25 protein-coding genes and 1 riboswitch are annotated in these 26,035 nt (G+C 70.8%); of the genes, 13 read left to right on the top strand and 12 right to left on the bottom strand.

Annotated features, from left to right (window positions below; genetic code table 11):
- Nucleotides 1-141 precede the first annotated feature (141 nt).
- Complete coding sequence (gene hisN, locus ACFZB3_RS32985) at nt 142-942, bottom strand: histidinol-phosphatase (RefSeq protein WP_391381870.1); 801 nt, start codon at nt 940-942, stop codon at nt 142-144.
- A gap of 216 nt (nt 943-1,158) precedes the next feature.
- Here hisN and ACFZB3_RS32980 point away from each other — a divergent pair, with 216 nt between their 5' ends.
- A complete protein-coding gene (locus ACFZB3_RS32980) occupies nt 1,159-1,764 on the top strand; it encodes a TetR family transcriptional regulator (RefSeq protein WP_391381867.1) in 606 nt (201 codons plus the stop codon).
- A 203-nt stretch (nt 1,765-1,967) separates the two neighbouring features.
- Here the strand turns inward: ACFZB3_RS32980 and ACFZB3_RS32975 are convergent, their stop codons facing one another.
- The 4 genes from ACFZB3_RS32975 to ACFZB3_RS32960 form a co-directional block, all read right to left on the bottom strand.
- A complete protein-coding gene (locus ACFZB3_RS32975; RefSeq protein ID WP_093499187.1) occupies nt 1,968-2,291 on the bottom strand; it encodes a multidrug efflux SMR transporter in 324 nt (107 codons plus the stop codon).
- 76 nt (nt 2,292-2,367) lie between these two features.
- A complete protein-coding gene (gene rsgA / locus ACFZB3_RS32970) occupies nt 2,368-3,378 on the bottom strand; it encodes a ribosome small subunit-dependent GTPase A (RefSeq protein WP_391381864.1) in 1,011 nt (336 codons plus the stop codon).
- An 11-nt stretch (nt 3,379-3,389) separates the two neighbouring features.
- Nucleotides 3,390-4,718, bottom strand: a complete 1,329-nt coding sequence (gene aroA, locus ACFZB3_RS32965) for a 3-phosphoshikimate 1-carboxyvinyltransferase (protein WP_391381861.1) — start codon at nt 4,716-4,718, stop codon at nt 3,390-3,392.
- A gap of 172 nt (nt 4,719-4,890) precedes the next feature.
- The gene (locus ACFZB3_RS32960) at nt 4,891-5,613 is read right to left on the bottom strand and encodes a M50 family metallopeptidase (protein ID WP_391381859.1); all 723 of its coding nucleotides are present in this window, start codon (nt 5,611-5,613) and stop codon (nt 4,891-4,893) included.
- A 51-nt stretch (nt 5,614-5,664) separates the two neighbouring features.
- On the opposite strand from ACFZB3_RS32960, the gene ACFZB3_RS32955 reads away from it, so the two are divergent.
- From ACFZB3_RS32955 to ACFZB3_RS32910, 10 genes are all read left to right on the top strand, one after another.
- On the top strand, nt 5,665-6,480 hold the full coding sequence (locus ACFZB3_RS32955) for an SOS response-associated peptidase family protein (RefSeq protein WP_391381857.1): 816 nt from the start codon (nt 5,665-5,667) through the stop codon (nt 6,478-6,480).
- 9 nt (nt 6,481-6,489) lie between these two features.
- Nucleotides 6,490-7,122 (top strand): alpha/beta family hydrolase, encoded by a 633-nt coding sequence (locus ACFZB3_RS32950; protein ID WP_391381854.1) that lies wholly within the window; start codon nt 6,490-6,492, stop codon nt 7,120-7,122.
- Nucleotides 7,123-7,378: 256 nt separating this feature from the next.
- Nucleotides 7,379-8,062, top strand: a complete 684-nt coding sequence (sigR, locus tag ACFZB3_RS32945) for an RNA polymerase sigma factor SigR (RefSeq protein ID WP_391382168.1) — start codon at nt 7,379-7,381, stop codon at nt 8,060-8,062.
- On the top strand, nt 8,059-8,385 hold the full coding sequence (gene rsrA / locus ACFZB3_RS32940; protein ID WP_391381852.1) for a mycothiol system anti-sigma-R factor: 327 nt from the start codon (nt 8,059-8,061) through the stop codon (nt 8,383-8,385). The genes sigR and rsrA overlap by 4 nt, the downstream gene beginning before the upstream one ends.
- A gap of 153 nt (nt 8,386-8,538) precedes the next feature.
- The gene (locus ACFZB3_RS32935; RefSeq protein WP_391381850.1) at nt 8,539-9,903 is read left to right on the top strand and encodes an HD domain-containing phosphohydrolase; all 1,365 of its coding nucleotides are present in this window, start codon (nt 8,539-8,541) and stop codon (nt 9,901-9,903) included.
- A gap of 122 nt (nt 9,904-10,025) precedes the next feature.
- The gene (locus tag ACFZB3_RS32930; RefSeq protein WP_391382166.1) at nt 10,026-11,237 is read left to right on the top strand and encodes an HD domain-containing protein; all 1,212 of its coding nucleotides are present in this window, start codon (nt 10,026-10,028) and stop codon (nt 11,235-11,237) included.
- 114 nt (nt 11,238-11,351) lie between these two features.
- Nucleotides 11,352-12,332, top strand: coding sequence for a hypothetical protein (locus tag ACFZB3_RS32925; RefSeq protein WP_093508044.1), 981 nt, complete (start codon nt 11,352-11,354; stop codon nt 12,330-12,332).
- 130 nt (nt 12,333-12,462) lie between these two features.
- Nucleotides 12,463-13,113, top strand: a complete 651-nt coding sequence (gene def, locus ACFZB3_RS32920; RefSeq protein ID WP_391381847.1) for a peptide deformylase — start codon at nt 12,463-12,465, stop codon at nt 13,111-13,113.
- A gap of 303 nt (nt 13,114-13,416) precedes the next feature.
- Nucleotides 13,417-14,502, top strand: a complete 1,086-nt coding sequence (gene cyc1 / locus ACFZB3_RS32915; RefSeq protein WP_391381845.1) for an epi-isozizaene synthase — start codon at nt 13,417-13,419, stop codon at nt 14,500-14,502.
- Nucleotides 14,499-15,878 (top strand): cytochrome P450, encoded by a 1,380-nt coding sequence (locus tag ACFZB3_RS32910; RefSeq protein ID WP_391381843.1) that lies wholly within the window; start codon nt 14,499-14,501, stop codon nt 15,876-15,878. Before cyc1 ends, ACFZB3_RS32910 begins: the two co-directional genes overlap by 4 nt.
- 39 nt (nt 15,879-15,917) lie before the next feature.
- Here ACFZB3_RS32910 and ACFZB3_RS32905 read toward each other — a convergent pair whose 3' ends face one another.
- The gene (locus ACFZB3_RS32905; protein WP_391381839.1) at nt 15,918-16,883 is read right to left on the bottom strand and encodes a helix-turn-helix domain-containing protein; all 966 of its coding nucleotides are present in this window, start codon (nt 16,881-16,883) and stop codon (nt 15,918-15,920) included.
- A 93-nt stretch (nt 16,884-16,976) separates the two neighbouring features.
- Here ACFZB3_RS32905 and ACFZB3_RS32900 point away from each other — a divergent pair, with 93 nt between their 5' ends.
- Nucleotides 16,977-17,219, top strand: coding sequence for a hypothetical protein (locus ACFZB3_RS32900; RefSeq protein WP_391381837.1), 243 nt, complete (start codon nt 16,977-16,979; stop codon nt 17,217-17,219).
- Here ACFZB3_RS32900 and ACFZB3_RS32895 read toward each other — a convergent pair.
- The 6 genes from ACFZB3_RS32895 to ACFZB3_RS32870 all read right to left on the bottom strand — a co-directional run bounded on the left by ACFZB3_RS32895 (nt 17,132) and on the right by ACFZB3_RS32870 (nt 24,269).
- Entirely contained in the window at nt 17,132-18,139 is a 1,008-nt protein-coding gene (locus tag ACFZB3_RS32895) for a ribonucleotide-diphosphate reductase subunit beta (RefSeq protein WP_391381835.1), read from the bottom strand. The two genes, ACFZB3_RS32900 and ACFZB3_RS32895, sit on opposite strands and share 88 nt — an antisense overlap.
- A complete protein-coding gene (locus ACFZB3_RS32890) occupies nt 18,139-20,520 on the bottom strand; it encodes a ribonucleoside-diphosphate reductase subunit alpha (RefSeq protein ID WP_391381832.1) in 2,382 nt (793 codons plus the stop codon). Before ACFZB3_RS32890 ends, ACFZB3_RS32895 begins: the two co-directional genes overlap by 1 nt.
- Before the next feature lie 146 nt (nt 20,521-20,666).
- A riboswitch (cobalamin riboswitch) is annotated at nt 20,667-20,745 on the bottom strand.
- A 29-nt stretch (nt 20,746-20,774) separates the two neighbouring features.
- Entirely contained in the window at nt 20,775-21,329 is a 555-nt protein-coding gene (locus tag ACFZB3_RS32885) for a GNAT family N-acetyltransferase (protein ID WP_391381830.1), read from the bottom strand.
- A gap of 125 nt (nt 21,330-21,454) precedes the next feature.
- Nucleotides 21,455-23,059: a monocarboxylate uptake permease MctP gene (gene mctP, locus ACFZB3_RS32880; protein WP_391381828.1), complete on the bottom strand. Its 1,605-nt coding sequence runs from the start codon at nt 23,057-23,059 to the stop codon at nt 21,455-21,457.
- Nucleotides 23,056-23,331 carry a DUF3311 domain-containing protein gene (locus tag ACFZB3_RS32875; RefSeq protein WP_391381826.1) on the bottom strand — a complete coding sequence of 92 codons (276 nt, stop codon included), beginning with the start codon at nt 23,329-23,331 and terminating at the stop codon, nt 23,056-23,058. Before ACFZB3_RS32875 ends, mctP begins: the two co-directional genes overlap by 4 nt.
- 173 nt (nt 23,332-23,504) lie before the next feature.
- Nucleotides 23,505-24,269 (bottom strand): GntR family transcriptional regulator, encoded by a 765-nt coding sequence (locus ACFZB3_RS32870; RefSeq protein ID WP_093499171.1) that lies wholly within the window; start codon nt 24,267-24,269, stop codon nt 23,505-23,507.
- Between the two features lie 359 nt (nt 24,270-24,628).
- Between ACFZB3_RS32870 and ACFZB3_RS32865 the strand changes: the two genes are divergently transcribed.
- Nucleotides 24,629-25,915, top strand: a complete 1,287-nt coding sequence (locus ACFZB3_RS32865) for an extracellular solute-binding protein (protein ID WP_391381823.1) — start codon at nt 24,629-24,631, stop codon at nt 25,913-25,915.
- Nucleotides 25,916-26,035 lie beyond the last annotated feature (120 nt).

The following is a 26,035-nucleotide window of genomic DNA, read 5'->3' as shown; positions in this document are numbered from 1 at the left end:
TGCACAAGTGGGGGTGCTCTCAGGGTGGCAGGTAAAGCGGGGGTCAACAAGAGGGTGCGCGTAGCCAATTGAGGGCGCACGCGCTCATATGTGATGTGGGTCGTGCGTCCGTCTGGGCCCGTTGTGCCCCAGAGGACCGTTTCAGTAACGCTGGGTGAGGTACGACAGCAGCTCGTCGTGGAGGTGGCCGTTGGACGCCGCCGCGTTGCCGCTGTGCGGGCCCGGACGGCCGTCGAGGCCGGTGAAGGTGCCGCCGGCCTCCGTCACCACGATCGCGTTGGCCGCCATGTCCCACAGGGACAGCTCCGGCTCGGCGCAGATGTCGACGGATCCCTCGGCGACCATCATGTAGGGCCAGAAGTCGCCGTACGCGCGCGTGCGCCACACCTCGCGGGTGAGGTCCAGGAAACTGTTCAGCTGCCCGCGCTCCTCCCAGCCGCTGAGCGAGGAGTACGCGAAGGAGGCGTCGGCCAGCTTCGAGACCCGCGAGACGCGGAGGCGGCTGGCCGAGGACAGGCTGCGGCCGGTGAAGGCGCCGTGGCCCTTCGCGGCCCACCAGCGCCGGCCGAGCGCGGGGGCGGAGACCAGGCCGACGACCGGCTGGTAGCCGCCCTCGGCCGCCTCCGTCAGCGAGATCAGGGTCGCCCAGACCGGGACCCCGCGGACGTAGTTCTTGGTGCCGTCGATCGGGTCGATCACCCAGCGGCGCGGGCCGGTGCCCTCGATGCCGTACTCCTCGCCGAGGATCGCGTCCCGCGGCCGGGCGCGCTGCAGCTGGCCGCGGATCAGTTCCTCGGCGGCCTTGTCCGCCTCGCTCACCGGGGTCATGTCCGGCTTGGTCTCGACCTTGAGGTCGAGCGCCTTGAAGCGGTCCATGGTCACGGCGTCGGCCGCGTCCGCGAGCACATGGGCGAGACGCAGGTCATCAAGGTAGTCCGGCATGTGCGAACGGTATCCGCCGGGGTGGGCGCGGGGCTACCAGGGGAGGCCGGGTGATGCCGGCAAGTGATCGGGCGGTGACCTTCGTTGGCGTCCGGTACGCCGGCGGCGCGCCCGCGCGTGTTGGCCGAAGGGCGCCCCCCGGTGCCTTCGCGAACCCTTGACAGTCGATTCGTGCGCGTCAAATCTGGGCGCAGAGTCGCTCGCCCCAGGGAGGCGATGATGCCTGCAGCCCGGGAATCCCTTCTGGACGCCGCCTACGCGGCGCTCGCGCGCCGGCCGTGGGCTGCCGTGCGGATGGTCGACGTGGCGGCGGCGGCCGGGGTGTCCCGGCAGACGCTGTACAACGAGTTCGGCAGCAAGGAAGGCCTGGCGAGGGCGCTGGTGCGCAGGGAGGCCGACGGGTATCTCGCCGGGGTGGAACGGGCCTTGGGGAGCCATGCCGAGATGCGGGAGCGCCTGACGGCGACGGCCGAGTGGATGGCGGTGGCGGCCCGGGACAGCGTGCTGGTGCGGGCGATGCTCACGGGGTGCTGGAGCGAGCGGCTGCCGTCACCGACGCTGTCCGCGGTGCCGTCGTCCTCGGCGGTGCCGGCGCAGCGCAGGGCGGACGGGCCGCTGCCTTCTCCCGGGGACTTCGTGCAGATCGTGCGGGACCGGGCGGTGGCGGTGCTCTCCGGGGCGGGGGCCGGGAAGGGGAACGGTGAGCTGGCCCGGTCGTGCGAGCTGGTGGTGCGGCTCGCGCTGTCGTGCGTCGCGGCGCCACCCGGGGAGGGCGGGGTGGCCGAGCTGGTGCGCGGGGCGCTTCATCGGCAGCCGGTGTGAGGGCGGCCGGGGTGGTGCGGGTCGTGGGTCGGCCGCGGGTGGGTGGGGGGCTTGTCGCGCAGTTCCTCCCCCAGCCTTCGGCCGGGGGTACCTCCAGCGCCCCTCAAGGTGGGCTGTTGTGCCGTGGGCTGCGAAGTGCTGCTGGTCGCGCCCGCGCGGCGGAGCCGCATGTCGGATGCAGCCCCGCGCCCCTACGGGGCGCTTCAGTGAGCGGAGCCTGAAAGCTGGAGACCGATCACGCCCGCGATCACCAGGCTGATGGAGATGATCTTCAGGGTGGAGACCAGGTCGCCCAGGAAGACCATGCCGTAGATCGCCGTGCCCGCCGCGCCGATGCCGGTCCAGACCGCGTAGGCCGGGCCCACGTCCAGTTTCTTCAGGGACAGGGTCAGCAGGCCGAAGCTGCCCAGGGCGAAGGAGGCGAAGGCTATCGTCGGCCATAGTCGGGTGAAGCCGTGGGAGAGCTTGAGGCACACGGCGAAACCGGTCTCCAGGATCCCGGCCACGATCACCAGCAGCCACGCCATGTGCTGTCCTCCCGTATGTCCAGCTCGGTGCGATTATGCACTTACCGAACTCCGGTCATGACAAACACCCCGGTGGTCAGTCGCCTTCCTTGCGGTCCCGGGTGGCCAGCAGCCGGCGCAGCGAGTAGAGGCGCGCCGGGTCCGCGTGGCCCTCGGCGACCCACTCGTCCAGCGCGCAGTCCGGCTCGTCGTGGCTGCACGCGCGCGGGCAGTTCACGGTGCCGGGCTCCAGGTCGGGGAAGGCGTGGATCACCCGGGACGGGTCGATGTGCGCCAGGCCGAAGGAGCGGACGCCCGGCGTGTCGATGACCCAGCCCTCGTCGTCGGAGAGCGGGAGCGCCAGGGCCGACGTCGTGGTGTGGCGGCCGCGGCCGGTCACCGCGTTGACGTGACCGGTCGTACGGCGGCGGTCCTCCGGGACCAGCGCGTTCACCAGCGTGGTCTTGCCGACGCCCGAGTGGCCGACGAACGCCGTGATCTTGCCGTCGAGATGGTCCCTGACCCGGCCGGCGGCTTCCCCCGCCGCCAGCTCCTCGCGGCTCGTGACCACGTACGGGATCTCCAGGTCGCCGTACAGCTCCAGGAGCTTGTCCGGCGGGGCCAGGTCCGACTTGGTCAGGACCAGGAGGGGTGTGAGACCGCCGTCGTAGGCCGCCACCAGGCAGCGGTCGATCAGGCGGGGGCGGGGCTCGGGGTCGGCCAGGGCGGTGACGATCGCCAGCTGGTCGGCGTTGGCGACGACCACCCGCTCGAACGGGTCGTCGTCGTCCGCGGTACGGCGCAGCAGGGACGTACGCTCCTCGATGCGCACGATCCGGGCCAGGGTGTCCTTCTTGCCCGACAGATCGCCGACCAGGGCCACCCGGTCGCCGACCACCGCGGCCTTGCGGCCCAGCTCGCGGGCCTTCATCGCGAGGATCGTCCGGTCCTCGACCAGGCAGGTCAGCCGGCCCCGGTCGACGGTGAGGACCATCCCCTCGGCGGCGTCCTCGTGCTTGGGGCGGATGTTGGTCCGCGGCCGGTTGCCCTTGCGGTTGGGGCGGGCGCGGATGTCGTCCTCGTCGGTGTGCTTGCCGTAGCGGCGCATGTCGTACGCCCCTACGCCCCGTCGCTCCCGAGCATCCCGGTCCACAGGTCGGGGAAGTCCGGCAGGGTCTTCGCCGTCGTCGCCACGTTCTCGATCTGCACGTCGGCCACGGCCAGGCCGATGATCGCACCGGCTGTCGCCATGCGGTGGTCCTCGTATGTGTGGAAGACGCCGCCGCGCAGCCGGCGCGGGCGGATGCGCAGGCCGTCGGAGGTCTCGGTGACGTCGCCGCCGAGCCCGTTGATCTCCTTGGTGAGCGCGGCCAGCCGGTCCGTCTCGTGCAGCCGCAGGTGGGCGACCCCCCGCAGAGTGGAGGGGGTGTCCGCGAGGGCGGCGACCGCCGCGATGCCGGGGGTCAGCTCGCCGACGTCACCCAGGTCGACATCGATGCCGTGGATCCGGCCGGAGCCGGTGAACTCCAGGCCGTACTCGGTCAGTTCGCAGGAACCGCCCATCTCGGTGAAGATCTCGCGCAACCGGTCGCCCGGCTGGGTCGTCCGGGACGGCCAGTCCGGGATCACGACCCTGCCGCCCGTCACCAGGGCCGCGGCGAGGAAGGGCTGGGCGTTCGACAGGTCCGGCTCGACGGTCAGGTCGCGGCCCAGCAGGGCGCCGGGCGTGACCCGCCAGACGTTCGGCTCGCCGCCCGACTCGGGGGTGTCCACCTGGGCGCCGACCGCGCGCAGCATGTCGACGGTCATCCGGATGTGCGGGAGGGAGGGGAGGCTGCGGCCGGTGTGGCGGACCTCCACGCCCTGGTTGAAGCGCGGGCCGGAGAGCAGCAGGGCCGACACGAACTGGGAGGAGGACGAGGCGTCGATGGACACCGTGCCGCCGTCCAGGGCGCCGCTGCCGTGGACGGTGAGGGGGAGCGCGCCGCGGCCGTCGTCGTCGATGCGGGCGCCGAGGACGCGCAGGGCGTCGATCACGCCGTGCAGGGGGCGCTCGTACGAACGGGGGTCGCCGTCGAAGCGGATGTCGCCGGCGGCGAGGGTGGCGACGGGCGGGAGGAAGCGCATCACCGTGCCGGCGTTGCCGACGTCGACGGTGGCGGGGCCGCGGAGTCCTGCGGGGAGCACGCGCCAGGCCTCGCCGGAGCCGTCGGGGCCGACGCCCTCGTCGATGCCGACGCCCATCGCGCGCAGGGCGCCGGCCATCAGCAGGGTGTCGCGGGAGCGGAGGGGGCGGCGCAGCCAGCCGGGTTCGGAGGCGAGGGCGGCGAGGACGAGAGCGCGGTTGGTGACCGACTTGGACCCCGGCACGTGAACCGTCGCGTCGACGGCTCCGCGCGCGTGCGGGGCGGGCCAGAGGGCGGTTGGTGCGGTGGGGTTTGCGGCCATGGGGTCACTTTAGTGGCAGGGGGCGAGGACGGCCGGTGGGCGGGCGTCCGGGGGGTGGGTGCGGCGCCGCTTCGCGGTTGGGCCGGTGGTCTGGTGCGGCGCCGTGGGGGCTGGTCGCGCAGTTCCCCGCGCCCCTGGGTTGGCTGCCGTGCGGTCGGTCGGGAGGTGCTGCTCACATCCCCAGCAGCCAGCGACCCCCGCCGATCAGTGAGCACAGGGACACCGTGTGGAAGAGGAACAGCCATACGCCCGCCGGGAGATGGGTCAGCCTCGACAGCTGGTCGGCGTCCGAGTCGCCCGCGCCGCCGCGGGAGCGCTTCGCCTGGAGTTCGAAGGCCGGGCGGACTCCGCCGAGGAGGAGGAACCACACCACGGCGTAGGCGAACGCCGCCTGTACCTGGGGGCCCGCCAGCCAGGACACCAGCAGGAAGGCGCCGCCGGCCAGGAACACCGTCAGGACGCCGTACGCGTTGCGGATCATCACCAGCATCGCGACGAGCAGGGCCGTGGCGAGCCACAGCAGCAGGGTGATGCGGCCGGCGCCGAGGAGGGCCGCGCCGCCGAGGCCCAGCAGCGGGGGAGCGGTGTAGCCGGTCGCCGCCGTGAGGATCATGCCGATGCCGTGCGGCTTGCCCCGGCTGAGGGTGAGGCCGCTGGTGTCGGAGTGCAGCCGGATGCCGGTGAGCTGGCGGCCGGTGAGCAGGGCGGTCAGGCCGTGGCCGCCCTCGTGGGCGATCGTGATGGCGTTGCGGGATATCCGCCACAGGTTGTGCGGGACGACCACCGCGAGCGCGGCGGCCAGGGTCGCGAGCACCACCCACAGGTCGGGATCGGACTGGGTGCCCGTCAGACGGTCCCAGAGGTCGGGCAGCGCGAGGGCGGCGGTGCTGTCCATGGTGCGGTGATTACTCCCTCTGGTCAGGTGGAGTCTGGCAGTGTTGCACGTATGTGCGGACGGTATGCATCCAGTCGTGGGCCCGAGGATCTCGCAGGAGTCTTTGAAATAGAGAAGTGGGAGCCCGAGGAGACCCTGGAGCCCGACTACAACGTGGCTCCGACCAAGGAGGTCTACGCCGTCCTCGACCGTCCGGTGAAAGACGCCGACGACCGCCGTCCGGTTCGCCAGCTGCGCAAGCTGAAGTGGGGGCTGGTGCCCTCCTGGGCCAAGACGCCCGAGGGTGCTGCCCGGATGATCAACGCGCGCGCGGAGACCGTGCACGAGAAGCCGTCGTACCGCCGCGCCTTCGCCGCCCGCCGCTGCATCCTGCCCGCCGACGGCTACTACGAGTGGGTCACCGCCAAGGACGAACGGGACCTGGAGGTCGAGGGGAAGAAGAAGCGGCCGCGCAAGCAGCCGTACTTCGTGCTGCCCGCCGACGGCTCGGTGTTCGCGATGGCGGGGCTGTACGAGTTCTGGCGGGACCGGACGCTGCCCGACGAGCACCCGCTGGCCTGGTGGGTGACGTGCTCGGTGATCACCACGGAGGCGGAGACCTCGCCGCTGGCCGTGGGCCCCGCCGAAGGGCCGCGGTCGCTGCACGACATCCACCCCCGGATGCCGCTCATGCTCACCCCGGACCGCTGGGACGCCTGGCTCGACCCGGCCCGGACGGACGTCGAGGACCTGCGCTCGCTGCTCGCCCCGCCGCCCGAGGGCCTGATGCGGGCCTACCCGGTCTCCACGGCGGTCAGCAACGTCCGCAACAACAGCCCGGAGCTGCTGAAGGAGCTGGAGGGCCCCGAGGAGGGCACGCTCTTCTAGCCTTCTCCCGTGACCACAGCGAAGATCGTCGGTACGGACGCGGGGGACGCCCGCATCACCTGGCACGAGGCGGAGAAGGCGCGGCTGGTGCTCGCCGTGAGCCACGGGGCGGGCGGGGGCATCGAGGCGCGGGACCTGCGGGCGATCGCCGGGGTCCTGCCGGAGCACGGCGTGACCGTCGCGCTCGTCGAGCAGCCCTGGCGGGTCGCCGGGAAGAAGGTCGCGCCCGCGCCGAAGACGCTGGACGTGGGCTGGCGGGGGCTGTGGCCCGCGCTGGCGGCGCCGGGGCTGCCGGTGGTGTCCGGCGGGCGCAGCGCAGGGGCCCGGGTCGCCTGCCGTACGGCGACGGAGCTGGGCGCCGCCGCCGTGCTCGCGCTCAGCTTCCCGCTGCACCCGCCGGGGAAGCCGGAGAAGTCGCGGGCCGGGGAGCTGCTGGGGACCGGGGTGCCCACGCTCGTCGTGCAGGGCGGCAACGACCCGTTCGGGAGGCCGGCCGAGTTCCCGGAGGGGGAGTACCGACTCGTCGAGGTGCCGGGTGCCGATCACGGCTTCGCGGTGCCCAAACGGGCGGAGATCGGGCAGGAAAGGGCAGTGACCATCATCACGGACGCGGTCGTCGCATGGACCGCGTCCCTCGGGTGACGCCCGGGAATGTTGCGCGACGGACCACTGTTGAGGCGGACAGAAGTGCTGGGACACCAGCGCCGACGCCGAAGGAGAGGAAGTCCGCCGCATGGGTTCGACCATCTGCCCGAGCCGTGACAGCCGCGTTGACCTGGACTGGTCGGTGCTGCACGCGGCCAAGACCGCTCCTATTCGAGCGGCGGCAGGCACGGGTCGTGTTCTATCCTCCGAGACGAGTGGGATCGGTTTCGGTCCTGCCCGGCATCTTGAGGAGGTGGGTCCGGTCACCGGTACCGACGCAGGGACCGACAACGGCCAGGCGGAGCTGCCCGAGGGCCAGGGCGTCAGCGCGGAGTCGACGTCGGAGCGGACCGCGCGCTTCGAGCGGGACGCGCTCGAATACCTCGACCAGATGTATTCGGCCGCGCTGCGCATGACGCGCAACCCGGCCGACGCCGAGGACCTGGTGCAGGAGACCTACGCCAAGGCGTACGCGTCCTTCCACCAGTTCCGTGAGGGCACCAACCTCAAGGCCTGGCTGTATCGCATTCTCACGAACACCTTCATCAACTCGTACCGCAAGAAGCAGCGCGAGCCCCAGCGCTCCGCGGCCGAGGAGATCGAGGACTGGCAGCTCGCCCGCGCCGAGTCGCACATGTCGACGGGCTTGCGCTCCGCGGAGTCGCAGGCGCTCGACCACCTGCCCGACTCGGACGTGAAGGAAGCGCTGCAGGCGATCCCCGAGGAATTCCGCATCGCCGTCTACCTCGCCGACGTAGAGGGCTTTGCGTACAAGGAGATCGCGGACATCATGGGGACACCCATCGGTACGGTGATGTCCCGGCTGCACCGGGGCCGCCGCCAACTCCGCGGCATGCTGGAGGACTACGCGCGTGAGCGCGGGCTCGTCCCGGCCGGCGCCGGAGAGTCGAACGAAGCGAAAGGCTCGGGCTCATGAGCTGCGGAGAGCCGCACGAGACGGACTGCAGTGAGGTACTCGATCATCTGTACGAGTTCCTCGACAGTGAGATGCCGGACGTCGATCGCGTCAAGTTCAAGCAGCACTTCGACGAGTGCTCCCCCTGCCTGGAGAAGTACGGGCTGGAAGAGGCCGTGAAGAAGCTGGTCAAGCGGTGCTGCGGGCATGACGACGTGCCCACCGACCTGCGGGCCAAGGTGCTCGGGCGGCTGGACCTGATCCGCTCGGGACAGGCCGTCCCGGAACACGACGTCGCGGTTGCCCGGGCCGCTCAGCCCGCACCGGTCACACCGGAGAGCTGACCGCGCCGGCGCCGTCCGCCGGCGCCGCCGAACGGTTCCCGCCCCGGTGTCCCGTCACCCGAACGTGCTAATCCTCCGGTCATAAGCCCCCGGCCCCTCCGGCTCCCGCCCTAGGCTCCGGAGCCTGGACAGGCATGGTCGGGGGAGGGCGAGATGGAGGCGGTCCCGGTACGGGTACGCGCGTACGTGACGTGCGTCGCCCTCGCCGCCCTGCTCTGTCTGCTGCCACTGCCCGCCCTGCGTACGCCCTGGTGGGCCGTCGCGCTCCTCGCCGCGCTGTACGCGGTCTGCGAGCACGTCGTACGGCGCCGTCTCGGCGGCACCTTCTACCCGGTCCTGCTCGCCGGTGCCTTCCTGCTGCCACCGCCGGCCGCCGCGCTGGTACCGCTGCCGGGTGCGCTGCTCTCGCGCGCGGAGCAACGCCCGCAGGCGCTGCGCCGGACCTGGCGGGCCGCCGAGCTGGCACTCGCCGTGTGGGGCGCGGGACGGGTGCACTGGGCGCTGGGCGGGCGGGACTCGGTGGTGGGCTGCGACTTCCCGTACGCGCTGCTGCCCTGCGCCGCGGCCGTGCTGGCGTTCTGCGCGGTTCTCGCGCTGCTGGACGGCGGGATCCTCGCGGTCGCGGAGCGGGTACCGGTACGCCGGGCCTGGCGCGGTCTGCTCTCCCGCTCCCTCGCCCCGGTCGGGGTGCACGGGCTGGCCGGGCTGATGATGGCCGTGCTCTGGCGCAGCCCCTACGGTCCCGTCGCCGCGCTGCTCGTCCTGCTGCCGATGTGCGTGTCCTGGTGGGTGTTCGCCCAGTACCACCGGGAGCGCGCCGCCCACCAGGCCACCATCCGCGCACTCGTCCAGGCCGTCGACATCAAGGACGGGTACACCCGCGGCCACAGCGAGCGGGTCGGACAGGCCTCCGTGATGATCGCCCGCGAACTGGGCATGGACGACGACCGGGTGGAGGTGCTCCGCTTCGCCGGCATCCTCCACGACGTGGGGAAGCTCGGCGTCCCCACCCGGCTGCTCCGCAAGAACGGGCCGCTCACCCCGGAGGAACGGCGGATCATCGAACTGCACCCCGAGTACGGCCACGAGATGGTGCGCGGGATCTCCTTCCTCGGGGAGGCCCGCGCGGCGATCCTCCACCACCACGAGCGCATCGACGGCAGCGGCTACCCCTACGGACTGACGGGCGGCCAGATCCCGGAGTCCGCCCGGGTGGTGGCCGTCGCCGACGCCTTCGACGCGATGACGTCGACCCGCTCCTACAGCCGGGCCCGGCCGGTGGCGGCCGCCGTGGCGGAGTTACGGCGGTGCGCGGGACGGCACTTCGACGCGGGGATCGTCGACGCCCTGGCGCGAGCGCTGGCCAGACACGGCTGGCACCCGGCGGTCACCGCCGACGTCCACCCGACCGACCCCGCCGACCCCGCGGATCCGGGCGACCCCGCTGATCCGTCCGGCCGGGCCGTCGTCGGTCCGCCCGGCGGTGACCGCCAAAGCGTCGGGCGAGGTGCCCCGTGACGTCCGGGGCCCCGGCGTTCGCCCCGGGACCCGCGGGCAGTACCACCGGCAGCGGCGCCGGCACCGGTTTCGCCGGTCCGGCCGCGGCCGCTCGCTCCCGCCGCCCCGCCGCGCTCGGGTGCATCCGTCTCGCCGCCCTGCTCCTCGCCCTCGGCTGTCTCGCCGGCACCCTCTGGGAAGGCCTCGACGACCGCGGCATCGCCCTCGCCTTCGGCGTCCTCGTCGGCATCGGGGAGTGGGCCCGGTGGACCGGCGCCGAGGTGCGGGAGGCCGCCCCGCTGGGGGCCGCCGGCGGGCTCGCCTACGCCCTGCTCGGCGCCGACGCCGGGGCCGTCACCCACGACGGGGCGCTCCAGGTCGTCACCGTCGTCTGCGCGGCCTCGCTGCTCGGGAACGTCCCGCACATAGCCGGCGGGCGGCGGCCCACCCTCGACCACCTCACCCGCCGCGTCCTCACCGTCGGCTTCGCCGCCGTCTGCTTCCAACCCCTCTACAGCAGGGGCGCGTTGAAGCACTGGGACGGACCGGCGTACGCGCTGCTGCTCGTCGCGCTCCTCGTGCTCACCGCGCTGTGCGACGCCGTGCTCGCCGCCGCGCAGGCCCATGCGCGGACCGGCTGGCCGTTCGCACCGCTGCTGCGGGACGAGCTGCGCGGGCTGCTCGGCATCGGGTCCGCCGTCTGCGCCACCGGGGCGGTGATGGCACTGGCCGTCGCCGTCGTCGGGCTGTGGGCGCTGCCCGTGTTCTGCCTGCCCCTCCTCCTTACCCAGCTGTCCCTGCGCCGGTACGCGGCCGTCCGCGCCACCTACCGGCAGACCATCGCCTCCCTCGCCCGCGCCACCGAGATAGCGGGGTACACCCCGGCCGGGCACGCCCGCCGGGTCGCCACCCTGAGCCAGGCCGTCGGACGGGACCTGGGACTGTCCGGGGCGGAGCTCACCGTGCTGGAGTACGCGGCGCTCATGCACGACATCGGCCAGCTCAGCCTCGTCGACCCGGTGCCCGCCGGAGCCACCGCCGCGCTGCCCGCCGCGGAGCAGCGCCGGATAGCGCTGCTCGGCGGAGCCGTCGTACGGCAGACCGGGGTGGACGCGGCGGTCGCCGTGGTCGTGGAGCGGCAGGCCGACCCGTACCGGGAGCAGCCGGTCGCCGCGCGGATCGTGCGGGCCGTCAACGCGTACGAGGAGAAGGCCCGGGATTCCGGGCCCGGCGGGCCGCTGACGGCACTGGAGGAGTTACGGCTGGCGACCGCCGGGGACTACGCTCCGGAGGTTGTGGAGGCCCTGGCCCGCGTGCTCTCCAGAGACTGTCTGACCTTGCGCGCGGCTGGGTAACCCATGGGTAATGAGCGGCCCTCCCGTCGTACGTGGTTGGATGCGAGGGAGAGGGTGATGTCCGGGGGCACAAGCCAGCCCACTGTGCGGAACTGGAACTGGCAGGCGGGAATCGTGAGGATCTTCGGCAAGGGACGGCACCGGCCCTCCGCCTCCTGGCGGCAGGCCACCGACCGCGCGTTCACGCTGATCGGTGACGGCCGGTACGAGGACGCGGGCGAGCTGCTGACGCGCGCCGCCGACCTGGAACCCTGGCTGTCGGAGTCCTGGTTCAACCTCGCCCTGCTGCACAAGTTCCGGCACGACTGGGAGCAGGCCCGCGCGGCCGGGCTGCGGGCGGTGGCCCTGCTCGACCGGGAGACCGGGGCGCCCGACTGGTGGAACGTGGGCATCGCCGCGACCGCGCTGCAGGACTGGCCGCTGGCCCGGCGGGCCTGGCAGGCGTACGGGCTGCGGGTGCCGGGAGGCGCCACCGCGTCCGGTGAGCCGGACGGCATGGACCTGGGCAGCGCCGCCGTACGGCTGTCCCCGGAGGGGGAGGCCGAGGTGGTGTGGGGGCGGCGCCTTGACCCCGCCCGGATCGAGGTGCAGTCCATTCCGCTTCCCTCGTCCGGGCGGCGCTGGGGCGAGGTCGTCCTCCACGACGGGGTGCCGCACGGCGAGCGGACCACGGCGACCGGGCACGCGTACCCCGTCTTCGACGAGATCGAGCTGTGGGCGCCGTCGCCGGTGCCGACCTGGGTGGTGCTGCTGGAGGCGGCGACCGAGGCGGACCGGGACGCGCTGGAGCAGCTGGCGGGGGACGCCGGGTTCGCGGCGGAGGACTGGTCCTCCTCCGTGCGGTTGCTGTGCCGGATGTGTTCCGAGTCGCGGATGCCGTCGGACGAGGGCGACGGGGTGCACCTGGATCCCCACGACCACAGTGAGCCGGGGCATCCGGGGCCGCTCGGGCACCGGACGGACGGGCAGCTGTGGGTGCCGGAGCGGGAGTGCGGGATCGCCGCGCCGGCCTCGCTGGTGAGGGGGCTGCTGGACGGGTGGGTCGCGGACAGCCCTGACTCCCGGGATTGGCGGGATCTGGAAGAGGTCTGCTGAGGCCGGTGGATCACTGCGGGTGCGTCGTGGTTGCTCGCGCAGTTCCCCGCGCCCCTGAAAGACAGGTCGGTCCCCGTACCCTGTATCAGCAACATCACCCTTGTTTTACCTAGGAAGGCTTACGTCGGTCATGGCCCAGCAGGACACCGATCAGCAGCACGCGGGCGTGCTCCCCGTGGACGACGAGGGGTTCGTCGTCGACACCGAGGGGACCGAGGAGCGCGAGAACGCCTGGCGTGAGCGGGGGACCTCGCGGCCCATCACCGTCGTAGGGAACCCGGTGCTGCACAAGGAGTGCAAGGACGTCACCGAGTTCGGGGCGGAGCTGGACCAGCTCGTCGCCGACATGTTCGCGAGCCAGCGGACCGCCGAGGGCGTCGGCCTCGCCGCCAACCAGATCGGCGTCGACCTGAAGGTCTTCGTCTACGACTGCCAGGACGACGAGGGCGCCCGGCACGTCGGTGTGGTGTGCAACCCGAAGCTGGTCGACCTGCCTGCCGACAAGCGGCGGCTGGACGACAGCAACGAGGGCTGCCTGTCGGTGCCGACCGCCTACGCCCCGCTCGCCCGGCCCGACTACGCCGAGGTCACCGGGCAGGACGAGAAGGGCAACCCGGTCAAGGTGCGCGGCACCGGCTACTTCGCTCGGTGTTTGCAGCACGAGACGGACCACCTGTACGGCTACCTCTACATCGACCGGCTCTCCAAGCGCGAGCGCAAGGACGCGCTGCGGCAGATGGCCGAGAACGAGCCTCGCTACCCCGTGGTCGCCAACGACTGATACCCAGGGAACGCTGCAGGACAGTTGTGACGCCTGGTCGGCCTGCTCCGACCAGGCGTTCGTCATGTTCGGTCAGACTCGCTCGCCTGTGCGTCGTACATTCGATCCTTTGTGCACCCCTAGCGAACCTTAATCAGTCACACAAGGGGAGATTCTCGGCACTGTGGGGTAGTGAGTGAAGCAAATCCGTTCCCAGACCGGTCAGTTGTGGTGCTGAATGGGAACTGCGGGGATACGCAACGGCGCACGCCCGGCACAGCGGGAGGGGCGTGCGCACCTGGCTCGGCTGAGAGGGGTTTGTTCGTGCACGCTTTCCCACGCAGCACCACATCGACGCCGACGGCGGTCGCGGTTCCACCGCAACTCGCCCTCCCGGTGATCGAGGCCGAGTTTCCCCGGCAACTGCATCCGTATTGGCCACAGCTACAGGAGAAGACCCGCCTCTGGCTGCTGGAAAAGCGGCTGATGCCGGCGGACAAGGTGCAGGAATATGCCGACGGTCTTTGCTACACCGACCTCATGGCGGGGTACTACCTGGGCGCGTCCGACGAGGTCATCCAGGCGATATGCGACTACAGCGCCTGGTTCTTCGTCTGGGACGACCGGCACGACCGCGACGTCGTGCACCGCAGGTCGGCCGACTGGCGACGGCTGCGGTTCCGGCTGCACGCGGCCCTCGACGCGCCCCTGCACCATCTGCACCATCCGGACACCCTGGTCGCGGGGTTCGCGGACAGCATCGCGCGGCTGTACACGTTCCTGCCGGGGACCTGGAACCACCGGTTCGCCCGGCACTTCCACGAGGTGATCGAGGCGTACGACCGCGAGTTCCGCAACCGCACCTCGGGACAGGTTCCCGGGGTCGAGGAATACCTGGCCCTGCGGCGCCTCACCTTCGCCCACTGGATATGGACGGACCTGCTGGAGCCGAGCGCCGGGACCGAACTCCCGGACGCCGTACGGAAAAACCCGGCGTACCGCCGGCCGGCGCTGCTCAGCCAGGAATTCGCCGCCTGGTACAACGACCTCTGCTCGCTGCCGAAGGAAATAGCGGGCGACGAGGTGCACAATCTCGGAATCAGTCTCGTCACCCACGAGGGAATGAGCCTGGAGCAGGCGGTCGAAGAAGTCAGGCGGCGCGTCGAGGAATGCATCAGCGAATTCCTGGTCGCCGAACGGGACGCACTGCGGTTCGCCGACCGGCTCGACGACGGCACCGTACGCGGAAAGGAAATCGGCGCGGCCGTCACGGCCTGCGTCGGCAATATGCGGAACTGGTTCAGTTCCGTCTACTGGTTCCACCACGAATCCGGCCGTTACATGGTCGACAGCTGGGACGACCGGTCCACGCCCCCGTACGTCAACAACGAAGCGGCAGGTGAGAAATGACCGTCGAGTCCGTGAAGCCCGCGACCGCGGAGGCTTCCGAACACGCTGAACTGCGCGAACCGCCCCTGGCCGGCGGCGGTGTGCCGGTGCTCGGGCACGGCTGGCGGCTGGTCCGCGACCCGCTGGCCTTCATGGCGCGGCTGCGCGCCCACGGCGACGTGGTCCGCCTCAGGCTCGGCCCCAAGGAGGTGTACGCCGTCACCACCCCGGCGCTCACCGGCGCCCTCGCCCTGAACCCCGACTTCGTCATCGCGGGGCCGCTGTGGGAGTCCCTGGAGGGACTGCTCGGCAAGGAGGGCGTCGCCACCGCCAACGGCCCCCGCCACCGGCGCCAGCGCCGCACCATCCAGCCCGCGTTCAGCCTCTCCGCGATCCCCGCCTACGGGCCGGTCATGGAGGAGGAGGCGCATGCGCTGACCGAGCGCTGGCAGCCCGGCTCGACCGTCGACTGCACCTCGGAGTCCTTCCGGGTCGCCGTCCGCATCGCCGCCCGCTGCCTGCTGCGCGGCGAGTACATGGACGAGCGGGCCGAGCGGCTCAGCGTCGACCTCGCGAGCGTCTTCCGCGGTATGTACCGGCGGATGGTCGTACCACTCGGCCCGCTGTACCGGCTGCCGCTGCCGGCCAACCGCGAATTCAACCGGGCGCTGGCCGATTTGCATCTCCTGGTCGACGAGATCGTCGCCGAGCGCCGGGCATCTGGTCAAAAGCCGGACGATTTGCTGACGGCATTGCTGGCGGCGAAGGACGAGAATGGCGAGCCCATCGGGGAACAGGAGATCCACGACCAGGTGGTCGCGATACTCACCCCCGGCAGCGAAACGGTCGCCTCCACGATCATGTGGCTGCTCCAGGTCCTCGCCGAACACCCGGAACACGCCGAGAAGGTGCGGACCGAGGTCGAATCCGTGACGGGCGGTCAGCCGGTCGGTTTTGAGCACGTGCGCCGTCTCACGCACACCAACAATGTCGTCGTCGAGGCGATGCGTTTGCGGCCGGCCGTATGGATATTGACGCGGCGGGCCAAGGCCGACACCGAGCTCGGCGGCTATCGCATTCCGGCCGGGGCCGACATCGTCTACAGCCCGTACGCCGTCCAGCGCGACCCGCACTCGTACCCCGGGCACCTCGACTTCGACCCGGACCGCTGGCTGCCGGAGCGGGCCGGGGACGTGCCCAAGTACGCCATGAGCCCCTTCAGCGTCGGCAACCGCAAGTGCCCCAGCGACCACTTCTCCATGACCCAGCTCAGCCTGATCACGGCGGCGCTGTGCGCCAGGTACCGCTTCGAACAGGCCGCCGGGTCGAACGACACCACCCGGGTGGGCATCACCCTGCGCCCGCACCGGCTGCTGCTCACACCCGTGCCCTGGTGACCTGCCGACCGGCGGGCCACGCCTGATACCGGCGCGCGCTCAGGCGGCCTCCGGGCCCCGGAACGCGCGCCGGTAGGCGTTCGGCGTCGTACCCAGCGACCTGACGAACTGGTGCCGCAGCGCGGCCGCCGTGCCGAAGCCGGTGCGGCCCGCGATGGCGTCCATCGTCTCGTCGGTCCCCTCCAGCAACTCCTGTGCCAGCAGCACCCGTTGCCGCAGGATCCAGCGGTACGGCGTGGTGCCGGTCTCCTGCTGGAAGCGGCGGGCGAAGGTGCGCGGGGCCATCAGGGCGCGGGCGGCCAGCTGCTCGACGGTGACCTCCTGGTCGAGGTGCTCCGTCATCCAGGCCAGCACCCCGCCGACCGTGTCGCAGGGGCCTTCCGGCAGCGGCCGCTCGATGTACTGGGCCTGGCCGCCGTCCCGGTGCGGGGGCACCACCATCCGCCGGGCGATCTTCGTGGCGACCTCCGGGCCCTGCTCCTTGCGCACGATGTGCAGACAGGCGTCGATGCCGGCCGCGGTGCCCGCCGAGGTGAACACCGGGTCCTCGTCGACGTAGAGCACGTCCGGCTCGACCCGGGTGCGCGGGTACCGGCGGGCCAGCAGGTCCGCGTGCCGCCAGTGCACGGCACAGCGGCGCCCGTCCAGCAGTCCGGCCGCGCCGAGCACGAAGACGCCGGAGCAGACGCTGAGCACCCTGGCCCCCCGGTCCACCGCCCGGCGAAGGGCGGCGAGCAACTCGGGGGGATACTCCCGGGCGACGTTGGCGTCCGAGGCCGGCACCGCGATCAGATCGGCCTCGTCGAGGCGGTCCAGGCCGTACGGGGTGGAGACCGTGAGGCCGGGCACATGGGTGGCGAGCGCCGGCCCCTCCGCCGAGACCACCGCGAAGTCGTACACCGGCAGCCCCTCGTCGGAGCGGTCGAGGCCGAAGACCTCGCAGACGACTCCGAGCTCGAAGGGGTGCACACCGTCGAGGAGCACCGCGGCCACGTTCTTCAGCATGCTGCCAGTGTGCCTCGCCGCTGGCAGTAATTCGAGGGTGTGTGGCAGTGCTGCCACTCACGGTAAGGAGTCTGCGGCGAGACAGTAGTGTCCATGAACGGAAACCAGCTCGAAGGTCTCGTCGGAATGGTCCTGGTCCTCGGCATCCTGGTCCTCATGGCCCTCCCGTCCGTGCTCGGCGTCCTGCGCGACAGGCGCATCGACCGGCAGATCAGGGAGGCCCACGAGGACCGCGGGGAGCGGCAGGCTCAGAAGTCCTCGTCCAGGTCGACGGTGCCCTCCACCGCCACCTGGTACGCGGACGGGCGCCGCTCGAAGAAGTTCGTCAGCTCCTGAACGCCCTGCAGCTCCATGAAGGAGAACGGGTTCTCCGAGCCGTACACCGGGGCGAAGCCCAGGCGGCCGAGCCGCTGGTCGGCGACGCACTCCAGGTACTGGCGCATCGAGTCGGTGTTCATGCCCGGCAGGCCGTCACCGCACAGGTCCCGGGCGAACTGCAGCTCGGCCTCGACGGCCTCCCGCAGCATGTCGGTGACCTGCTGCCGCAGCTCGTCGTCGAAGAGCTCCGGCTCCTCCTTGCGGACGGTGTCGACCACGTCGAACGCGAAGCTCATGTGCATCGTCTCGTCACGGAACACCCAGTTGGTGCCGGTGGCGAGACCGTGCAGCAGACCCCGGCTGCGGAACCAGTAGACGTACGCGAAGGCGCCGTAGAAGAACAGGCCCTCGATGCACGCGGCGAAGCAGACGAGGTTGAGCAGGAAGCGGCGGCGGTCGGCCTTGGACTCCAGCCGGTCCAGGTTCTCCACCGAGTCCATCCACTTGAAGCAGAACTCGGCCTTCTCGCGGATGGAGGGGATGTTCTCGACCGCCGCGAAGGCGGCCGCGCGGTCCTCCGGGTCGGGGAGGTAGGTGTCCAGCAGCGTCAGGTAGAACTGGACGTGCACGGCCTCCTCGAACAGCTGCCGGCTCAGGTAGAGGCGCGCCTCCGGGGAGTTGATGTGCTTGTACAGCGTCAGCACCAGGTTGTTCGCCACGATCGAGTCGCCGGTCGCGAAGAACGCGACCAGCCGGCCGATCAGGTGCTGCTCCATCGGGGACAGCTTCGCGAGGTCGGCGACGTCCGAGTGGAGGTCGACCTCCTCCACGGTCCAGGTGTTCTTGATGGCGTCCCGGTAGCGCTCGTAGAAGTCCGGGTAGCGCATCGGGCGGAGGGTGAGCTCGAAGCCGGGGTCGAGAAGGTTCTTGCTGGACATCACTGGCAGGCCTCGCAGGACTCGGGGTTTTCCAGGGAGCAGGCGACGGCGTCTTCGGGGGCCGCCTGCTGGACGGGGATGGTGGCTGTGGTCCGGGCCTGGGCGGCGCGGGCGATCCGGGTCGCCGGGCGCGAGCGCAGGTAGTACGTCGTCTTCAGGCCCGACTTCCAGGCGTACGCGTACATCGAGGAGAGCTTGCCGATGGTCGGCGTCTCCAGGAAGAGGTTCAGGGACTGGGCCTGGTCCAGGTACGGGGTGCGGGCGGCGGCCATGTCGATCAGGCCGCGCTGCGGGATCTCCCAGGCGGTGCGGTAGAGGTCGCGCACCTCCTCGGGGATCCAGACGAATTCCTGCACCGAGCCGTTGGCCTCGCGCAGCGCCTCGCGGGTGCGGGCGTCCCAGACGCCGAGGTCCTTGAGGTCCTGCACCAGGTAGGAGTTGACCTGGAGGAACTCACCGGACAGCGTCTCGCGCTTGAACAGGTTCGAGACCTGCGGCTCGATGCACTCGTAGACGCCCGCGATCGAGGCGATGGTGGCGGTGGGCGCGATGGCGAGCAGCAGGCTGTTGCGCAGGCCCGTGCTCGCGATCCGCGCGCGCAGCGCCGCCCAGCGCTCCGGCCAGGTGAACTCGACGCCGTAGTGGTCGGGGTGCAGCACGCCCTGCGCGGTCCGGGTCTTCTCCCAGGCCGGCAGCGGGCCGCTGCGCTCGGCGAGGTCGGCGGAGGCCTCGTAGGCGGCGAGCATGATCCGCTCGGCGATCCGGGTGGACAGCGCCTTCGCCTCGGCGGAGTCGAAGGGCAGCCGCAGCTTGAAGAAGACGTCCTGCAGCCCCATCGCGCCCAGCCCCACCGGCCGCCACCGGGAGTTGGACCGGCCCGCCTGCTCGGTCGGGTAGAAGTTGATGTCGACGACCCGGTCGAGGAAGGTGACGGCGGTGCGGACGGTGGCGTCCAGCCGCTCCCAGTCGATGTCGCCGGCCGCCGTGTCGACGAACGCACCGAGGCTCACGGACCCCAGGTTGCAGACCGCCGTCTCGCCGTCGTCCGTGACCTCCAGGATCTCCGTGCAGAGGTTCGAGGAGTGGACGACGTGTCCGGGCAGGGCCGTCTGGTTGGCGGTGCGGTTGGCCGCGTCCTTGAAGGTCATCCAGCCGTTGCCGGTCTGCGCGAGGGTCCGCATCATCCGGCCGTACAGGTCGCGGGCCGGGATGGTCCGGCGCGCCAGCCCCGCCGCCTCGGCCTTGCGGTAGGCGGCGTCGAACTCCGCGCCCCACAGATCCACCAGCTCCGGCACATCGGCGGGGGAGAACAGCGACCACGGCTCGTCGGCGTTCACCCGGCGCATGAACTCGTCCGGGATCCAGTGCGCCAGGTTGAGGTTGTGGGTGCGGCGGGCGTCCTCACCGGTGTTGTCGCGCAGCTCCAGGAACTCCTCGATGTCGGAGTGCCAGGTCTCCAGGTAGACCGCGGCCGCGCCCTTGCGCCGGCCGCCCTGGTTCACGGCGGCGACGGAGGCGTCCAGCGTCTTCAGGAACGGCACGATGCCGTTGGAGTGCCCGTTGGTGCCGCGGATGAGCGACCCGCGGGAACGGATGCGGCTGTACGACAGGCCGATGCCGCCGGCGTGCTTGGAGAGCCGGGCGACCTGGTGGTAGCGGTCGTAGATCGAGTCCAGCTCGTCCTTCGGGGAGTCGAGGAGGTAGCAGGACGACATCTGGGGGTGCCGGGTGCCGGAGTTGAAGAGGGTGGGGGAGGACGGGAGGTAGTCGAGGCGGCTCATGAGCCGGTAGAGCGCGGCGACTTCGTCCGCCGACCTGACGGTGTCGTCCTCGGCGAGACCGGCGGCGACCCGGAGCATGAAGTGCTGGGGCGTCTCGATCACGTGGCGGGTGATCGGGTGCCGGAGCAGGTAGCGGCTGTGCAGCGTACGCAGGCCGAAGTAGCCGAAGCGGTCGTCGGCGGCCGGGTCGACGAGCGCGTCGAGGCGGGCCGCGTGCAGCCGGGCGAACTCGGCGGTCCGGTCGGCGATCAGGCCCTCGCGGTGCCCCACCGCCACGGACTCGGTGAAGGACGTCACGCCCTGCGAGGCGGCCTCGGCGCGGATGGATACGGTGAGCAGACGTGCGGCCAGCCGCGAGTAGGCGGGGTCCTCCGAGATCAGGCCGGCGGCGGCCTCCGTGGCCAGCTCGCGCAACTCCGTCGCGTCGGCCCGCGCGGACCGGCCGCGCAACGCGGCGGCGGCGACCCGGCCGGGGTCGGCGTCGGGGAGGTCGGCGGTCAGCTCGGTCAGGGTCCGCAGCAACGCGGTACCGGGACCGTCCTCTTCCACGGATGCCACGGAGATGGTCGCTGAAGCCGGGTCGGCTGGCGCGATGGTCACGTGGGGCTCTCCCTCGCTGGGCACGGGGCCTGGCGGAGGGCAGCGGGCAGCACGAGCGCGCACGGGCACGCGTCGAGACCCCGGCCCACTCCACGAGGCCCGGACGTCAGAACGCCCGAACCGGGTGGCCGGGCGTGCTGTCGACAGGTCCTCGGACTGACTCCTGTGCACGAACGCGCACAAGTACACCGTTGCGGGACAGTTCCGGATTCGCACCGGATTCCCCTGCGGCGACAGCGAGCATGAGCATACATCTAGTGCCGGGCTGTCACGTCACCCCCAGATGTTGTGTCGTGGAGGTGCCGGAGCGTCAGCGCGTAGGCGAGGAGAGTGATGTCCGTCAGCTCGGGCAGGGGATTCCAGTCCCGCTCGGGTGTACGGACGAAGCCCAGGCGTTCGTAGATCCGGTGGGCGGTGCGCATGGTCCGCTGGGTGGACAGCACGACGGCCGTGCAGCCCGTCGACGCCCGTGCGCGGTCGACGCAGGCCTGTACGAGGGCCTCGCCGGCGCCGCGGCCGCGGGCGGCCCGGGCGACGGCGAGCATCCTGATCTCGGCCTCCGAGGGGGCGGCGAGGTCGGCCATCGGGCCGGGGCCGGAGGCGAAGGTGACACCGCCGAGGAGGGTGTCGCCGTCCACGGCGACGAGGACGGTGGCCGCGGCTGCCCGTTTTGCGACGTTCTTGAGTTCGGTGAGATACGAGTCGCTCTCGCCGAAGTCGAGGAGGCCGTCCTGGAGGTAGGCCTGGGCGGTGATGTCGCCGAGAGCGTCGTACTCGGTGGGACGCGCTTCGCGGATCACGATCGTCATGCGGGTGAGTGTGTACGACAGCGGGCCGCCGAGGGTGGAATTTCTCGGCGGCCCGCTGCGGGTTGTGTGTGGTTGCTCGCGCAGTTCCTACCCCCGGCCTCCGGCCGGGGGTAGGAACTGCGCCCCTAGAGGGGCGCTACAGCCGGCGGCAGTTCCACCTCCACGTCCGGGTCGCCCGCGTCCGCCGTGTAGTCCTGGGGGTTGGTCTCGTCGATGCCCTCGGGGGCCTTGAGGGCCTTCAGGGCGAAGGTCAGGACCACCGTGACGACCACGTTCATCACGAAGGCCGTCAGGCCGATGTAGCCGATCTCGCCGAGGCCGGGGATCTCCTTGGAGGAGCCGCCGAAGTGCGCCTGGGTCGGGGAGGCCACGCCGTACGCGGCGACGGTGCCGTAGACCATGCCGACCGCCCAGCCCGCCAGCAGGGCCCAGCGGTGGAACCAGCGGGTGAACAGGCCGCCGACCAGGGACGGGAAGGTCTGCAGGATCCAGATGCCGCCGAGGAGCTGGAAGTTGATGGCGACCGTCTTGTCCATGGTGAGCACGAAGACCAGCGCGCCGACCTTCACCAGCAGGGAGACCAGCTTGGAGACCTGGGCCTCCTGCTTCGGCGTGGCGTCGGGCTTGATGAAGTCCCGGTAGATGTTGCGGGTGAAGAGGTTCGCGGCCGCGATGGACATGATGGCCGCGGGGACCAGGGCGCCGATGCCGATCGCGGCGAAGGCCACGCCCGCGAACCAGTCCGGGAACATGTTCTCGAACAGCTGGGGGATGGCCAGCTGGCCGTTGGTGACCTTGACGCCGGCCGCGATGGCCATGAAGCCCAGCAGGGCGAGCAGGCCCAGCATCAGGGAGTACAGCGGCAGGATCGTGGTGTTGCGGCGGATCACGTCACGGCTCTTCGAGGAGAGCGTCGCGGTGATCGAGTGCGGGTACATGAACAGGGCCAGCGCGGAGCCCAGCGCCAGCGTGGCGTACGTCCACTGGCCGGCCGGGGCCGGGACGAGGCCGCCCGCTCCCGCCGCCGTGAACTTGTCGCCCGCCTTGGCGAAGATGTCGTCGAAGCCGCCCAGCTTGATCGGGATGTAGATGATCGCCACCGCGATGACGATGTAGATCAGCGCGTCCTTCACGAACGCGATCAGGGCGGGGGCGCGCAGGCCCGAGGAGTAGGTGTAGGCCGCCAGCACGGCGAAGGCGATGAGGAGCGGGAGGTCCTTGACGAACCAGTTGGTGCCGTCGCTGCCGCCGATGCCCATCACGTCCAGCACCGCCTGGATGCCCACGAGCTGCAGCGCGATGTACGGCATCGTTGCCAGGATGCCGGTCACGGCGACGGCCAGCGAGAGGCCCTTGGAGCCGAAGCGGCCGCGCACGAAGTCCGAGGTCGTCACGTAGCCGTGCTTGTGCGAGACCGACCACAGGCGCGGCAGGAACGTGAAGATCAGCGGGTAGACCAGGATCGTGTACGGCACCGCGAAGAAGCCGGCCGCGCCCGCCGCGTAGATCGCCGCCGGGACGGCGACGAAGGTGTAGGCCGTGTACAGGTCGCCGCCGAGCAGGAACCAGGTGACCCAGGTGCCGAACGACCGGCCGCCGAGCCCCCATTCGTCGAGCGAGTGCTCGTTCTCGGCCTTGCGCCAGCGCGCGGCCAGGAAGCCCATGACCGTGACGGCCAGGAAGAAGAAGACGAAGACGCCGAGCGCGACGCCGTTCACGCCGTCCTTCACTCCGACGCACCCCCGTCCGCGCTCGTGGCGGCCTTGCGGGCACGCCGGTCGCGCTCCCACAGCTGGTACGCGGTCATGGTGAGCGCGGTGGAGAGCAGCACCCACAGCATCTGGTACCAGTAGAAGAACGGGATCCCGATGAACACCGGGTCCGTCTTGGCGTACGAGCCCACCCAGAGCATCGCCACGAAGGGCGCTATCAGGCAGAGGGCGATGGCGACGCGCACTGGCGTCACCACCGCCGCTTTGGTCACATCGGACGCATCTGACATCTCGCGGCTCCGTCCCCTCACAGACCGTCAGGCGATCACCGTTGTTCACCTGTGTAATGCGCAGGCAATCATGGCGAACGCGAAAGGTCAGCGGAAGACCTCATCCGCGTATCGGTATGTCGATTCGGTGGAGATGGGTGACGTTCCGTCAGGAGGGCCCGGGGCCCACGGCCTCAGTCCTGGGGCCGCTTGAGCCGGGCGACGAACTTGTAGCGGTCGCCGCGGTACACCGAGCGCACCCATTCCACCGGCTGGCCGTCGCGGTCCAGGGAGTGCCGGGAGAGCATCAGCATCGGCAGGCCCACGTCGGTGCCGAGCAGGCCGGCCTCGCGGGGGGTCGCCAGCGAGGTCTCGATGGTCTCCTCGGCCTCGGCGAGATGGACGTCGTACACCTCTGCGAGGGCGGTGTACAGGGACGTGTACTTGACGAGGGAGCGGCGCAGGGCCGGGAAGCGCTTCGCGCTCAGGTGCGTGGTCTCGATCGCCATCGGCTCGCCGTTGGCCATGCGCAGCCGCTCGATGCGCAGCACGCGCCCGCCTGCCGTTATGTCGAGGAGGCCGGCGAGCCGGTCGTCGGCGGTGATGTAGCCGATGTCCAGCAGCTGCGAGGTCGGCTCCAGGCCCTGGGCCCGCATGTCCTCCGTGTAGGAGGTGAGCTGGAGGGCCTGGGAGACCTTGGGCTTGGCGACGAAGGTGCCCTTGCCCTGGATGCGCTCCAGCCGGCCCTCGACGACGAGTTCCTGCAGGGCCTGGCGGACGGTGGTGCGGGAGGTGTCGAACTCGGCGGCCAGGGTGCGCTCGGGCGGGACCGGGGTGCCCGGTGCCTGGGTCTCGGTCATTTCGAGCAGGTGCTTCTTCAGGCGGTAGTACTTGGGCACGCGCGCGGTACGGACGGCTGTCCCGCTCTCGTTCTCCGCACTGCTGACGTCGGTGCTCATGCTCCGCCTTCCCGGCTTATTGACGCGGCTCGCCTCGTGGCACGGCAGCGTACGGGATTCGCCCTGCACGCTGCGTGATCCCCTCTGTATACCGTCGCGGGCGCTGTTGGTCTAGTCCACCGAGCGAGTGGTCTACCGGAATTGTCTCGTCCGCGCCCCGGGTTTTCGAGGGTTTCTTACTTAAAGGTTCCTGCATATGTAGGTCCCATAACGGCTGGTCGGAGCCTATTCGGCCACCCTTGACAGGCCTGGTGGTCTGGGCCAAGCTTCCCGCACTGGTCTACACCATTGGTCCAGGTCCCGGCCCAACGCTCGTGCGGGGAGGCAGGGGGGTTTGTGGCATCCCTGAGGAGGGTGGCGTGAAGCGCAAGCTGATAGCCGCGATTGGTATCGCGGGCATGGTCTTCTCGGTCGCGGCGTGTGGCAGTGACAACAAGGACGACAACAAGTCCCAGGGCTCGGACGCCAAGTCGCTGACCGTGTGGCTCACGGTCGACGCGCAGAACAACTGGCCCGATCTGGTCAAGGCCGCCGACGCCGCCGTGCAGAAGAAGCACCCCGGCATCAAGATCAAGCACGAGTACTACGGCTGGCCGGACAAGAACACCAAGCTGGACGCCGTCCTCGCCACGGACAAGGCCCCCGACGTGGTCGAGATGGGCAACACCGAGATGCTGAGCTACATGGTCAAGGGCGCCTTCGCGCCCGTCGACGCCTCCCAGTTCAGCAGCTCCGACCAGTGGCTCGACGGCCTGAAGGCCTCCGTCACCTACCAGGGCAAGACCTACGGCGTGCCGTACTACGCCGGTGGCCGCGTCGCCAACTGGCGCAAGGACATCGCCGCCTCGGCCGGCATCAAGACCACGCCGAAGACCTACACCGAGCTGACCGCCGACCTGGACAAGATCCAGAAGAAGGAAGGCGACAAGTTCAGCGCCTGGTACCAGCCCACCCGTGACTGGTACGCGGCCATGTCCTTCGTCTACGACGCCGGCGGCTCCATCGCGGTCGAGAACGGCGGCAAGTGGCAGGGCAACCTCGAGTCGGCCGAGTCCATCAAGGGCCTCACCGAGTTCAAGAACGTCATCGACAAGTACATGCACGGTGACAAGACCAAGGACGAGTCCGACCGCTACATCGTCTACGGCCAGGGCAAGTCGGCCATGATCTTCGGTGCCGCCTGGGAGGGCGCGACCGCGGCCGACCCGAAGAACGACAAGACCGGCGGCAAGCTGAAGGACAACCTCGTCAACTTCGTGATGCCCGGCCCGTCCGGCAAGAACATGCCGGTCTTCCTGGGCGGCTCCGACCTCGCCGTCCCGGTGAAGTCCAAGGCGCAGGCCGTCGCCGCCGAGTGGATCAACGCGTTCACCGGCCCGTCCGGCCAGAAGGGCCTGATGGCCAAGGGCAACCTGCCGAACAACAAGACCGACCTCGCCACGCTGAAGAACGACCCGGCGACCGCGGTGCCGGCCGAGGCGGCCGAGTCCAACTGGTTCGTGCCGATGGCGCCGGGCTGGGGCCAGGTCGAGAAGGCCCAGGTGCTCCAGACGATGCTGCAGAACATCGGCACCGGCAAGGAGAGCGTCGAGGCGGCGGCCAAGGAGGCCGACGCGGCGATCAACAAGGTCATCAACACCCCGTAACGGTCTGCGGCCGGGCCTGGCCGACGGGGGGTCAGGTCCGGCCGGGGGTGATGTCAGAAGGTGCCGCGATGGGTTGGTGGGTTGGTGCCGGTTCGTCGTGGCTGGTCGCGCGGTTCCCCG

This window comes from Streptomyces sp. NPDC008092 (assembly GCF_042957285.1).
Taxonomy (GTDB): domain Bacteria; phylum Actinomycetota; class Actinomycetes; order Streptomycetales; family Streptomycetaceae; genus Streptomyces.
Note: the sequence above shows the minus strand (reverse complement) of the source record. Positions and strands in the feature narration are given on the sequence as shown.